The sequence below is a fragment of the Neorhizobium sp. SHOUNA12A genome (assembly GCF_023006505.1).
Lineage (GTDB): Bacteria > Pseudomonadota > Alphaproteobacteria > Rhizobiales > Rhizobiaceae > Neorhizobium.
On sequence record NZ_JALBGV010000127.1, the window covers coordinates 1 to 12,364 of the forward strand.

Genomic DNA, 12,364 nt, shown 5'->3' on the forward strand with positions numbered 1-12,364 from the left:
TTCACCCGATCTCACGTCGCCGCCGCGCATCCATCAATTCCCAATCTCGACGGGACCAATGAATCATGAGAGGAGCGCTCAGGCTAGGCCTTTTTCAACAGCCTGCTAGGCTTGGTCGCATATTCGTACTCCCGCTGCAACCTATCCAGCAGAGGTTGTGCGATCGGTCCAATACGATCCACCAAATCAGCGACGTAGAGAAGATGCTCTTCGATCTCCTCGATGCTGATGATATCGATCATCCGCTCTTTGGGGAGGTGCTGGCATTCTTCATCTCTCTCGCACTCTGCAGCTGCCAGCTTTTATTTCTGGCTTTAAAATTCGGCGCTCACGTCTAGCAGGGGATAGTCGTTCATAGCCGTGTCCTCAAACAGAGGATCACTTTGAGGGTCTGGAAATAGGCTCTCCTTTTGCAGACGTTCTTGGATGCCCGCCATGTTCACGCGCTGTTCCAAGGTTGCCAACTCGGAGTTCGCCCACTCAATCATCCGGGTATAGTCGGGCGGCATGTTCAATGAACTAGGCAGCAGACTGATGTTATGCCGCATTTCCTGATGCCCACTGATGTACCATCGCAAAAAGGAGCCGGACATCAACTGGCATTGCGGAGCCTGCTTTCGATGAGGAGGCCGCTTTCATCGAGGATTGGGTGGGCGACGGAGACGATGTGAGCGTTGATGCGCTTAAGGTCGCGCAGCATGTCGAGATGCAGCGAACTTGTCTGCAGACTGTCCGCGCGGCCGTCGCGCAAGCGTTCCAGATGGCGTTCTGCCGATTGCTTCTCCATCCGCCGCACCTCGACCTTCACGTCCATCAACTGTTTGGCGAGGTTGAAGTCACGGGTGACGAAGATCGTCTGGGCGATCCGCAGGTTGTCTATAGTTAGGTCGAAGAGTTCCTTCAGCTCCTGGTAGCCGTCGTCGGAGAATCGTAGGCCGAGCGAGGCTTTCTTGGCAACCTGTGGCAGCAGACCTTTTTCGACGATATCGCCGATATGCTCGAGGTTGATGGCGTAGTCGATGATGACGATCGAGCGGCGGCCGTTCTCTTCGCTGAGGCCTTCGCGGCCGAGTTTGGAGAGGTAGATCTTCACCTCTTGCTGCAGGCTATCGACTTGGCGTTCCAGTGACGGGATTTCCTTCAGTTTCGTCAGATCGTTCTGTTCGAAGGCTTCGGAGGCACGGATCAGCATGCGTTCGATAAGGTCGCCGACACCGAGGACCTCGCGAGTGGCGCTCGCGAGCGCCACGACGGGCGTCGAGAGTTCCTGGTTGTCCAGATATTTCGGCGCGTTGTCGGTCATTGCTTCCTCCGGAACGAGACGGAGCATCAGCCGCGACAAGAGGCGCGAGAATGGCCAGGCGAGGGCCGCAAGAATGAGGTTGAAGGCGAGATGGGCATCGACGGGCAGCTTGGGCGGCGCCAGCGGCAGCATCTCCAGAAGTTCGGCACCATAGCCTGCAAGCGGCAGTGCGATGAGGCACCCGGCGGCCCGCACGATCAGGTTGCCGAGCGTAACGCGTTTTGCGGAGGCAGGCCCCGCAAGCGAGGCGATGACGGGCGGAATGGCGCCGCCGAGGTTGGCGCCGAGAACCAGCACGATGACCAGATCGGCAGACAGGATGCCGGTCGACGCGAGCGACAGGATCAGGACGACGGCAGCAAGGCTGGACGAGGAGATGAAGGCGATACCGGCGGAAAAGGCAAGCGCTACAGGCCAGGCTTTGTCGAGCAGGCCGATGAAGGCGGCAAGCGCCGGTGACTGGCGCATCGGTTCGGTGGCGCTGCTTAAAAGATGCAGCGACAGCAGCATCAGACCGATGCCGATCAGCGCGTTTCCGCCGCCTTGACGTGCGGTCGAAACGCTGCGGAAGAGGACGATGCCAGCGAGGATAATGAGTGGCGAAAGCCATTCGATGCCGGTCGCGACGATCCAGGCCGTGACTGCCGTGCCGAGATTGGCGCCGAGCAGGACGATCTGCGCCATGCGCGGCTTCACCAATTCGCGCTCGACGAAGGAGGCGACCATCAGCGCCGTCGCCGTGGAACTTTGCAATGCCAGCGTTGCGACGAAGCCTGAAACGAAGGAGCGCAATCCTCCGCGCGTGCCGGTCGCGAGACCGGTCCGAAGTCTGGCACCAAAGGCGCGCAAAACGCCGTCCTTCACCTGCGCCAGGCCGAACAGCAACAAGGCCACCGCACCGAACAGGTTTATCATCACGATCGTGGATTCCAATCTATGCTCCGTCTTTCTGGACTTTGGTGTTCCTGGTTCACGGCAAAAGCTGCCAAAAGATCGCGGCTTTTTCGAACGGTTTTCCGCCTTTGAAGCCGTCCGCCGGAAGATGAAAACCTCCTCGCCACATTACTTTGGTTGCCCGCGGTAGGAGGCGCCGGTGAGCAACCTGGGAGGTTCGCTGCCCACCGGCATCCTGGCGGCACCGTCTTGCAGCCAGGATCATAAATAGGGGTCCTTCTTCTTCATGCCGGCAGGCCGACGACATTCCAACCGCGTCCCGGATACCGGCTTTCCCACACCTCCGTTGTTCCGGACCTCAATTGCCATTTCATGAGCGATATCGATCAATCATTGGCAAATACACCAAATTATCCCCTCCTCGGACCAAGTTGTAGAGACTACCTAGCTAGGATGCTACGTTATTTGGTCATAAACCTTCATAAGTCTCCACTTGACAAAGATGTGTTTCGCTCGCTATGAGCGATATATGGCATGTCGGGGAATGGAACAAGCCTTTGCTCAACACCGCTGAAAACCGCCGGGCAAAAATTGCCGAGTTGTTGAACGACGAGCTCTTCCTCGACATCCGCACGCTGACCAGGCGCTTTCAGATCTCTGTCGCGACGGCCCGCCGGGACCAGGGGGAACTTGAAGAAGCCGGGCTCTTGCGCAGGACGCATGGTGGTGCCGTCAGCGTCAATCAGGCGGCGCAGGACCCAAGTAACGCGGTTCGCTCCGTATCCCACCAGGCAGAGAAAACGGCAATCGCAGCGACGGCCGCCGGCATGATTGCCGATGGAGACGGTGCTCTCCTGGATGCCGGCACAACGGCACTGGACGTTGCTAAACTACCGGTGGGGCGCACAGACCTCACCCTTATATCAAACGGCGCCGACATCATCGCCGAACTGATCCGCGGCGAGGCGAAGAGCGTCTATGCGGTCGGGGGAGAGTATGCAGAAACCAACCGGTCCTTCCGGGGTTCCCTGGCAGAGCACTTCATCCGGCAATTCAATGTGGATAAGCTGATCCTCAACACCGCTTCGATCGACCTCGATCGCGGGTTGATTGCACCGATTCGCTTCAGAACGTGAGTGTGGAGCAAGCTATGATCGAAGTGTCGAGGCGGGTCAGCATCAGGCCGTAGACGATGCGGGACAGGTCTTCCCCGAGTGCCGGTAGCCCGTCGCGATCTGTCTCGCTGAAAACCAGGGGTTCGTCGGGGCGTAGTTCTGGGGAGAAAAGGTGAAATGGACGACTTCAGCGTGACATATGATCCAAAATCCGGGGAAGTCATTTTAAGCGTCAGGGGTGGTTTCGTGGTGGCCTTACCCGGCCGCTACAGTTCACAGGCGGCAGCGGAGAAGGCGGCAAGGATGGTGGCGCACGCAATCATTCAGAAACTACCTGCCCAACTGCACTGAACACTGACGGTGGCCTTGGGCGGACCAAATGGGCACAGCAGGCCGCTTAACCGCCCGACTGGCGCGTGATCTTGACGGAGGATGTCTCTGGTGACCTTCAACGTTGCGGCCCGGGTAGCCACCTTTCGAGGTGGCGGAGATATTCACCATCCTTTCGAACGCCCAGGAAGGGCACCGCGGTGATGTTCCCTAAAGAAATGCCGGCTCGCCGAATTAAAGGTGTCCAACTTGCGGCACACTTCGATGGTGGTTCAGTTACCCGCGCCATCTGTATCAGCTTTTAAAACAGTGAGGGCCTTGCCGGATGTCTGTCGCTGGACGGTAGACTTTAACAAGGAGAGGCTGGCACGGCACCGATGTCCCTATTCTCGGCCCGCTGTGCGGGAGCGATCATCGCGCCCGCCCATTTTGGGTCGTTTCAGAGATGGCTTCTTTTGGTCGCCCTCTGGCGGCTCATCCGAAATTTCGGATGCGACACGTTTCAAACGTGGAGGTTCCGCTGCCACCCGGCTAAGTTCGGTGTCTGCATCCGCCGCCGCATGACGCCAAGCCTTGATCTGCTCGGTCGGGAAGTTTTCCTCGAGGGCGATAAAGTCCTTTTCGAGCTGGTAGAGTTTTTTGCCCCAGAGCTTAGCCAAGACTGGCTGTTTTGTCTGCGGTTTCTCGAGTGCCTGATGTTCAACCGGACCTGGATCTTCTGGATCAAATCGCAGGGATTCAAGTCGCGAAACTGACCCTACTGGGGATGCCTTGAAATAAGGATTTGAAATTTCGGAGCTACTATCTACCGTGTGCCAGCTAGATCCATCTCCTTGCTCGCGATACACAATTTCGTCGGATGAGGCGCAGCTTGAAATTTCTACAGGTTCCCCATAGAGGTCGTCATCGAGGTGCAGCAATTTTGCCCTTTTGTCTGCGCGTTCCTGCGCATGTAGCGTTTCCGCACTGGCGCCTTCCGCAAGCTGATCCCATAAATCGCTTACCAATCCTTTCAACTGGTTTCGATCAGGAGATAGCAGTGCCACAACGTCCTCTCTCAAAGACTGAAACTGTTTGATGAGGCTGATCGCGCCTTGTGCAGAAAGGCCTAAATTCTGGCATTTCTCATATAAATCTTCTGGTAGCTTTATGCCAACGACGGGATCCGTTTGCTTTGTATCGAGCAATATATCAAGCACTCTGCGCCGCTTAGGGGGATCATCGGGATCTGTCTTTATATATCCCTTTAAGGTTTGCCCGAATGCGTCCAACCGCTGCTGTACAGAATGCGGTATGACGGGAGTACCAGGAAAACGATCTTTTGTAATGCCAAGAACAACATAATCTTCTGACAGCGACAGGAACAATTCACGTGCTTGATCCACCTTGAACTGCGCTTCAAAAGATGGTTTGCTTTGGTTGAGCAGGGCATATGTTTCTGCTAGCTTGTAGGCGGTTTGCCATCGTTTAAACGTATCGGCTTGCCGGCCGGCGCTACTATCCTTAAATCGGCTGGCTTGAGACTCTTCCCGATCTTTTCCAACCTCATTTCCTGATGATATGCGAGAAGTCATCTTTCACACCAATTTCTTTAAAACTTAAAATAAGTCTAGCTTCGTACAAGAAAATTCCGATCTCAACATTGTGAATAGCCCCAAGATTTGTAGATGCCTTCTTTCCTAACTTTGAGGTCAGGAGGCCTTTATGAGCAAGGCCAATTTCAGCGACGATTTCAAGTGTAATGCAGTGCGTAAGAATAACGATCGAGGCTATCCGGTTGCAGACGTTTCGCAACGGCTCGGGATTAGCCAGCATTCGCTCTACGAGTGTTAAGACGAAGTTTGCCGCCTCGGATGCCAACGGCGGTGATGAGGCCGAGGAGATCAGGCGGCCGGAGAAAGAACCGCCTCGCGTCACCCAGAAGCGAGACATCTTAAAAAAGGCGGCCGCGTCTTTCGCCAGAAATGCAAAGTGAGGCACGCGCTCATTGCCCTGCTTCGCGTGCAGTTCTAAGTGCGGGCGATGTACCGCCTTTTGCGGATCCATGCGAGTGGATTTTACGCCTGGCTAAAGAACCCGCTGAGCAGGCGCGCCAGCGAAGACAAACGACAGACTGATCTTCCCCAAAGGGCATGGGAAGAAAGAGGCAGGATGATCTTCTCGATCAGGGTGAGACATGCTGCCCGAACCGGGTTGCACGGCTGGCCCGTCTTGCCGGGATCAAGGCGCAGACCGGCTACAAACACCTTCCCGGCATCAACACGGCGCGCCTCGCCCGAGATTAGGGGAGCGTATGCCTGGAATGCATAATACGGCCTCTCATTGGTAAACGCTCATTTCCATGGGCCTCTTCGCGTTGATGTATCTGCGGCATGAAGTGTCCACTTAAAATAGGTGGACACCAAATATGAGCGACGAAGATCAGAAACTGCGTGTGCGGCGTGTAGAGCGTGATGGGCGACGCCGCTACGATCCAAGATCAAAGGCGCAACCTGCCTCCAGCCTGGCGTTTCTATCTCAGGCCTTGCGCTTGTCCATTGGGATCGATGCGCAACCTTCTGCGCAAGTGGGTCAAGGATGCCGGGGAGGCTGGCGATCGTCGGCGGGATCTGCAAGATCGCCGTTTGTCCCGGTCAACGCAATAGACGATCGAGGAGAAAGGCATCATGAAATCATTGGTGACCCTGTTGTCGCCACCGCGAGATTGGACCGCCTGCTGCACCATTCGGCAGTGATCACCATCCGAGGTGATAGCTATAGGCTTCGCGAAAGCGCCGTTCCAGCCTTCTGCAGAAGGCTGGAACGGCGCTCGAGACAAACGAAACAGCAAATCAATGAAGGGGGTCAGTTCTTCGTTATCTGATTGAGAAGATCAGGCCGAAATTTCCCGGTGTCGAGTTGCCAATTCCCTCCCAGTAGCCATTGATCATCCGCGTGACCGCCGGTTCGGCTCAACCATGAGCAACAGCCATGCGCCGGCACCGTATCCGCAAGTAAATCACCGCTTGGGCCAGGAAAACAATCGGCGGAAACAGGCGGTGCGAATTTTCCGCTTCGCGAAAGCCGCGATTTCCGAATATTTCACGCCATAGTAGGATTAAAGGCGGTTTTGCTCTGGAGGCGGAGATGGGGGACCCTCCGCCAGATAGCCGCGCGATATCCGGATCTCAAGGACCCTATTTTATGGGGTTGCTTCAGTGACAAAACTTCCCGATCGGTAAGGATGGCATTGAAAATCGGAAAATCTTCCTGTACGGTAAGCCTGTGAAGGAGATGCTGGATGTTCAGGTCCGCACTTGATTTCGGCACCGCCGTGAGGGAAAAACGCAAAGGTCTCGGCTGGACCCAGATCGAGCTTGCCACCCGATCCGGCACAGGCGAACGTTTCATCGTCGAGCTCGAATCCGGCAAGCCCAGCTGCCAGCTCGAAAAAGCGCTGATCGTAGCACGCACGGTGGGCATCGAGATCGGCGACTTGAAGACGGCCCAACCCTCGTTGACCGCCATGGAAGATGACCTCGGCTTCCTGCCGACCTTCGGTGACGGTCGATGACAACCATCTTCTACGAAACTCTTCCGGTCGCGCAGATGACCTTCGAGGGGGAATGGCGGCTCGACTACGATCCATCCTGGCAAGCGCGCCGCTCGGCCTTCCCAATCTCACTGACCATGCCGCTGCGATCAGGAGCGGTCCACGCAGACAGGCTGCTGCCGTGGCTCGCCAACCTGCTGCCGGAAACCCATCTCGCCGAGATCGGTCAGCGGCTGAAAGTGTCTCCCCAGGACATCGTGGGCCTGCTCGGTCACATCGGCCGCGACACGGCGGGAGCGCTCTCGGTCAGAGAACCACGCAAGGCAGGCGTCCATTTGCAACCCATTGCGGACGACGAGGCCCTGGAGCGCATCCTCAACGAGCTTCCGTCCAAACCCTTCCTGGTCGGAGAGCGAGGCGTGTCCATGTCGCTTGCGGGCGTACAGGAAAAATTGCCCGTCTTCATCGACGAGGAAGGGATCATCTCAATCCCTGTCGATGGGACACCATCGACCCACATCATCAAGCCGGATACCACGCGGTTGGCGGGAAGCGTCGAAAACGAAGCCTTCTGTCTTGCCCTTGCGAGGGCATGCGGATTGGAAGCCGCCGAGGCGACAATAGGCGTAGCCGGCAAACGACGCTATCTGCTGGTGAAACGCTACGACCGTTTCACGGACCCGCAGGGTGGGATCCGCCGGCTGCATCAGGAGGATCTTTGTCAGCTAACGGGACATTTTCCGTCGCAGAAATACGAGCGCTCCTCGACAGGCCGCGGCGTGACGCTGAAGATGATGTTCGATGCCGTCAGTGATCTCGTTTCACCCGGCGAGCGCCTGAAGCTTCTGGACGCGGTGATTTTCAACGTACTGATCTGCAACTCCGACTCGCACGCCAAGAATTACTCCATCCTGATCGGTGCGGGCGGATCTGCGAAGATGGCGCCGCTTTACGATTTGATGTGTGCCGCGGTGTATCGTGAGGTCGATCAGAGCCTGCCGCAGGGCATTGCCGGACGTTTCATCGCGCCCGACTTGCATCGACGCGATTGGCAAGCGGTGGCCGAGGAGATCGGTTTGAGCGGCGCATCGACTGCCAGGCGGGTCGAGGAACTTGCGGCCGTAGTTGGTGACGCCTGCGATGATGTCGCGACGCGACTGTTTGAGATCTCCGGCGAGCCGACAAGAATTCTGGAGCGCATCAGCCATAACGTTCAGAAGCGATGCAAACGAATTCACAGGTAGCCTTGAACTCGGGAATCGAGAAATAGCATCATCTCCAGAGAAACTGGAGGCTTACATCGGTAAATCGGACAGTGATTGCCGACGCGGAAGAGACCGAGAGCGGCGGGGGCCTTCGCTTCAAGTCGGCGAGGTGCTGGGCTACATCTCCCAGCTTAAGTAGGAGCGGAAATGTAAGGTGGTCTTGCTGCTGAACGAGCCGCAGCTTGGCAAAATGCAGGAATTTGACAGATATCTGGAAAAAGTTGTCGACATCAATCTCCGCTTCGCGCCAGCGGCGTTGGAGTGCTCGGAAATCGCCCTCACCAATCCGACGCCAGCCGAGGTCGAAATCATGGGCTCGCAGGAGAAGCCCTGCAGACCCTCGCCGCAGGGTCTCCGATTTTTGAAATGCGCGCCCGCACGTGGGGTCTTATTCAACGTCTTGAAGCCAAGGAGACGGCGAAGCGTGGGGAATATGCGGGCGCCCAAGTTTCCTGTCGGTCTACATTATATGGGCTGGCGGTTCTTTTCGCTCGATTCCTCAAGATGATCTTGGGCAGCCTCTGCCTTCGACACGAGTTCCCAAGCTTCGCATTCGGCAATTCGCAGCAGGTAACAAAGAAGGTCGAGCCTGTTCTCTTCTGCAATTTGGCGCATCCGCGCGATGTCGCCTACAAGCATATCGAGGGGTGGGGCTTTTCCGCCATTTCTCATCTGGACCATACAGAGCCTCCTTGGCCCGTTCTTACGGATTGCGAGCTTGCGTTCTGGCGCCGCCCACAAGCCATCGGGAGCGCCACGCCTTGACGGCGGCAAGCGAATTAAACGCCAGAGCAAGGACGGTGATGCTTGCTCCGATCAACTCTGTGCCATTCGGCTGCTCGCCAAGGAAATGCCAAGCGGACCCAAGTCCGAATACCGGCACAAGCAATGCGAACGGGGATACCGAGCTGGCCGAATAGCGCTGCAATAGGCTTCCCCATATGCCGTAGGCTAGGATTGTCGAGACGAGCGACGTGTAAGCCACCGTCATCGTTCCTGGAAACGATAACGACGCGAGCGCGTTGAACATGCGCTCGCGCCCCTCGAACATGAAAGATGTGATGAGGAAGGGAACCGGCGGAACCACGCTGATCCACACTATGAGATTGAGCGTTTTTACGGGTGGAAGGCGCTTGATCAGGATATTCGAAACACCCCACGATAGTGCCCCTGCTAACGTCAACAGAAAGCCTGCACTCGTGACCGTGGCGGCGCCGCCAACCGCAATGAGTGCCAGTCCGAAAAAGCCGACAAAAATCGAGATCACCGTCCTGGCGTGGAGTTTCTCGCCTATGAAAAGGCTCGCGAAGATCACGGTGAAAAAGACCTGTGCCTGCATAACGACAGACGCAAGACCGGCACTCAGCCCGAAATAGATCCCTAAATTGAGCAAGCCGAACACGAGCGATCCCAGTGTCGCTCCAAGAAGGATAATTTGCGACCAGGAAATTTGCGGCCGCTCAAGGCCAAAGCAAATCGGCAATAGGCAAACGGTAAAACGCAAAGCCGACAGCAGCAAGGGAGGGAACGCATCTAGCCCCCAGCGGATCACGACGAAGTTGAAGCCCCAGATGAAGGCGACAGCTACCAAGACAAGGATATCTCTTAAACGCATCGGTGTGATCCGCTGAAGAACCGCACTTTATTCGGCTGCTTCGCGGAAGCTGCTCGGAGCCTGCGCCCCTCCGATGACCACTGTGCGATTTGGTATTTGGGCGAATGCGGATTCCGGGACCTCATACATTTTTGCGAGGGTTTCCCTCGGTACCCCGGAGAACATCTCGGAGAACTCGATCGTCTGCGGCTCCTCGTGCGAGAGGACGACGAGAAACGACAGCGGCTCTTCGCCGCGGTTTTCGATCCAGTGGAGGTAGCCCTGCGGCACGAACGAGATGTCCCCTGGGTTCAATTCAAGGTAGTGGGTCTCACCCTCCGGTCCGACAATCCCGACCAGGCCTTTTCCACTGATGCAGAAGTCCAGTTGGTTCGCGTTCGGATGGGTGTGCGGTTCGCGCACCCCGCCGGGCTTGATGTCCAGAGCCTGAACGGCGAGGCCCTTCAGAACGGGAAAGTTCTTGGCGTTTGCGCGGTAGAAATTACCGGCGGGGAATTCCCTGAAAACATTGGCTTTAAACGGGAAGCTGTTGGACATTTCGATCTCCTCGGGTTCGAAAAAGCACGCAGGTGGCCTTGCCGAGGAATGGCTCAATTCCGCGGCGGTGTTGTCTTGAGAGAACTTCTGATAGAAATATGCGCCCGAGGGCACCGAGAAATAGCTATCCGCTTGACGCGATCAGAACAATCCAATTGTATTAATCTTTGTGGTCAAAGGTGTTGAACTTTCCGGATGTCCATTCTTCGAAAGATCGATCCTCTCCTATTGGAGGTTTTCGTCGCAATAGCTGACAGCGGTAGCTTTTCTGCTGCCGCCGATCGCGTCGGCCGCACCAAGTCTGCGGTGAGCATGCAGATGAAACGGCTGGAGGCGCTCTTCGAGGGCAATCCGATCTTTGAGATCCAGGGTCGAAGCAAGCGTCTAACCACGCACGGAGAACAACTCCTCGCGCATGCCCGCCTCATTCTGCGGTTGAACGATTCGCTGTGGAAGACGATGGCTCAGAAAAATGGTCCTGGGCTCATTCGCCTGGGGGCTCCGGATGACTACGTCTACACGCTTCTTCCAAATATCCTGGAGCGATACGCGAAGAAATTCCCGAGGGTGGAGATCGAAGTGACATGCGAGCCGAGTGAAGGCCTTTCAGACCTCATTGGGCGCAACGCCCTCGATCTTGCGGTTGTGACCCGTCGACCAAATGATGACGTGTCACGGACGATAAGGCTTGAGCCGATCGTTTGGGCGACCGCTAAGGGAAGAAGGTTTTCGAAATCCGAGCCTTTGCCGCTCGCCATGTTCCAGCCAGGATGCGTCGCTCGAGCAAAAACAATTGAGGCATGTGCCCGAGTGGGACTGGCCTACAGGATCGCCTATTCAAGCCCAAGTATAGCAGGGCTCCTCTCGCCTGTGCGCGCAGGTTTGGCGGTCGCCGCAATCGCGAGGTGTTCTGTTCCAGCGGATCTTGAGATACTGGCGGAGGGCAATGATTTGCCTGAAGTAAACGGTCTCGATATAGCGTTGATGCGTGGCGGTTCGTCCGAACATCCGCACTTTGTCCAACATTTGGCCGATGAAATACACGCCAGTTTAAGCTTGCTTTAAATTCTAGCCGCCATGGACCAACGCCATGTGCCAACAATTTTGCCCGGGGGAGCAATGAATGAGTCGGCAACCCGTTGAAGTCGATAGACAGGTCGGCTCCCGTATCCGCCAAGCACGTTTAATGAGAGGCGTGTCGCAGGTCGAGCTCAGTGCTCGGATCGGGGTGACTTTTCAGCAGTTGCAAAAGTACGAGAAAGGGGCGAACCGGGTCAGTGCCAGCAAGCTCGTCGCGATCTCCGACGCACTGGACGTCGACACGAGCTACTTCTTCCAGGATATGAAGCGGGAACGCAGAGAAGAGCCAACGCCAGACCAAGTACCAATTTTCTCCAAGCAGGGACGAGACCTCATCGAGGCTTTTCATAGGATCGATAGTAACACGGTCCGAAGGCGTATCGTCGGCCTTGTTCAGCAAGTAGCCGCCTGTGGAGAGCTCGAAGACGAAGCGATGGAAGAGCCTGTCGGTGAAGTGAACGGTGCTGCTTGGCTTAAGCGCAGGGAGCCGCACGATGATTAACTTGCCGGCTCGACTGTAGTCGTTCGAGTTCGCCTTTCTAAACCCGGCTTTCCGCTCGATAGAAAACTGCGAGAATTCGTTAGGTCATGTTGACAAAGTGAGGCAGCCAAATCCTCACTGCGGCGATCGCCAGGAATGCAGCGAATGATGTTTTAGTCTTGTCGTAGCGGGTAGCGATGCGGCGGAACTGT

12 protein-coding genes and 2 pseudogenes are annotated in these 12,364 nt (G+C 56.4%); 8 read left to right on the top strand and 6 right to left on the bottom strand.

All coding sequences use genetic code 11. The features are described from left to right. Nucleotides 1–83: 83 nt before the first annotated feature. Both MOV63_RS30310 and MOV63_RS30315 read right to left on the bottom strand, forming a co-directional pair. A complete protein-coding gene (locus MOV63_RS30310) occupies nt 84–242 on the bottom strand; it encodes a hypothetical protein (RefSeq protein WP_247039366.1) in 159 nt (52 codons plus the stop codon). A 350-nt stretch (nt 243–592) separates the two neighbouring features. Further along, nucleotides 593–2,236, bottom strand: coding sequence for a Na/Pi cotransporter family protein (locus MOV63_RS30315; protein ID WP_247039367.1), 1,644 nt, complete (start codon nt 2,234–2,236; stop codon nt 593–595). Nucleotides 2,237–2,715: 479 nt separating this feature from the next. On the opposite strand from MOV63_RS30315, the gene MOV63_RS30320 reads away from it, so the two are divergent. Together MOV63_RS30320 and MOV63_RS30325 are read left to right on the top strand one after the other, a co-directional pair. Further along, nucleotides 2,716–3,333, top strand: coding sequence for a DeoR/GlpR family DNA-binding transcription regulator (locus tag MOV63_RS30320; protein ID WP_309500855.1), 618 nt, complete (start codon nt 2,716–2,718; stop codon nt 3,331–3,333). A gap of 156 nt (nt 3,334–3,489) precedes the next feature. Beyond that, nucleotides 3,490–3,663, top strand: a complete 174-nt coding sequence (locus MOV63_RS30325) for a hypothetical protein (protein ID WP_247039368.1) — start codon at nt 3,490–3,492, stop codon at nt 3,661–3,663. A gap of 362 nt (nt 3,664–4,025) precedes the next feature. Here MOV63_RS30325 and MOV63_RS30330 read toward each other — a convergent pair whose 3' ends face one another. Next, complete coding sequence (locus tag MOV63_RS30330) at nt 4,026–5,216, bottom strand: hypothetical protein (protein ID WP_247039369.1); 1,191 nt, start codon at nt 5,214–5,216, stop codon at nt 4,026–4,028. A gap of 130 nt (nt 5,217–5,346) precedes the next feature. On the opposite strand from MOV63_RS30330, the pseudogene MOV63_RS30335 reads away from it, so the two are divergent. The 4 genes and pseudogenes from MOV63_RS30335 to MOV63_RS30350 all read left to right on the top strand — a co-directional run. After that, nucleotides 5,347–5,897: pseudogene (locus MOV63_RS30335) on the top strand (transposase); the annotation flags it as partial. Between the two features lie 416 nt (nt 5,898–6,313). Then, nucleotides 6,314–6,480, top strand: a pseudogene (locus tag MOV63_RS30340) (ATP-binding protein); the annotation flags it as partial. Between the two features lie 442 nt (nt 6,481–6,922). Further along, nucleotides 6,923–7,195: a helix-turn-helix domain-containing protein gene (locus tag MOV63_RS30345; protein WP_247039370.1), complete on the top strand. Its 273-nt coding sequence runs from the start codon at nt 6,923–6,925 to the stop codon at nt 7,193–7,195. After that, nucleotides 7,192–8,418, top strand: coding sequence for a type II toxin-antitoxin system HipA family toxin (locus tag MOV63_RS30350; RefSeq protein ID WP_247039371.1), 1,227 nt, complete (start codon nt 7,192–7,194; stop codon nt 8,416–8,418). The genes MOV63_RS30345 and MOV63_RS30350 overlap by 4 nt, the downstream gene beginning before the upstream one ends. Nucleotides 8,419–8,904: 486 nt before the next feature. Here the strand turns inward: MOV63_RS30350 and MOV63_RS30355 are convergent, their stop codons facing one another. From MOV63_RS30355 to MOV63_RS30365, 3 genes are read right to left on the bottom strand one after another with little or no spacing between them, the layout of a single operon-like run. After that, the gene (locus tag MOV63_RS30355; RefSeq protein ID WP_247039372.1) at nt 8,905–9,120 is read right to left on the bottom strand and encodes a hypothetical protein; all 216 of its coding nucleotides are present in this window, start codon (nt 9,118–9,120) and stop codon (nt 8,905–8,907) included. Nucleotides 9,121–9,142: 22 nt separating this feature from the next. Then, nucleotides 9,143–10,054 carry an EamA family transporter gene (locus MOV63_RS30360; RefSeq protein WP_247039374.1) on the bottom strand — a complete coding sequence of 304 codons (912 nt, stop codon included), beginning with the start codon at nt 10,052–10,054 and terminating at the stop codon, nt 9,143–9,145. Between the two features lie 27 nt (nt 10,055–10,081). Beyond that, the gene (locus tag MOV63_RS30365) at nt 10,082–10,591 is read right to left on the bottom strand and encodes a cupin domain-containing protein (protein ID WP_247039377.1); all 510 of its coding nucleotides are present in this window, start codon (nt 10,589–10,591) and stop codon (nt 10,082–10,084) included. A 195-nt stretch (nt 10,592–10,786) separates the two neighbouring features. Here MOV63_RS30365 and MOV63_RS30370 point away from each other — a divergent pair, with 195 nt between their 5' ends. Continuing rightward, nucleotides 10,787–11,656 carry a LysR substrate-binding domain-containing protein gene (locus tag MOV63_RS30370; RefSeq protein WP_247039379.1) on the top strand — a complete coding sequence of 290 codons (870 nt, stop codon included), beginning with the start codon at nt 10,787–10,789 and terminating at the stop codon, nt 11,654–11,656. 58 nt (nt 11,657–11,714) lie between these two features. After that, nucleotides 11,715–12,173, top strand: a complete 459-nt coding sequence (locus MOV63_RS30375) for a helix-turn-helix domain-containing protein (protein WP_247039380.1) — start codon at nt 11,715–11,717, stop codon at nt 12,171–12,173. Nucleotides 12,174–12,364 lie beyond the last annotated feature (191 nt).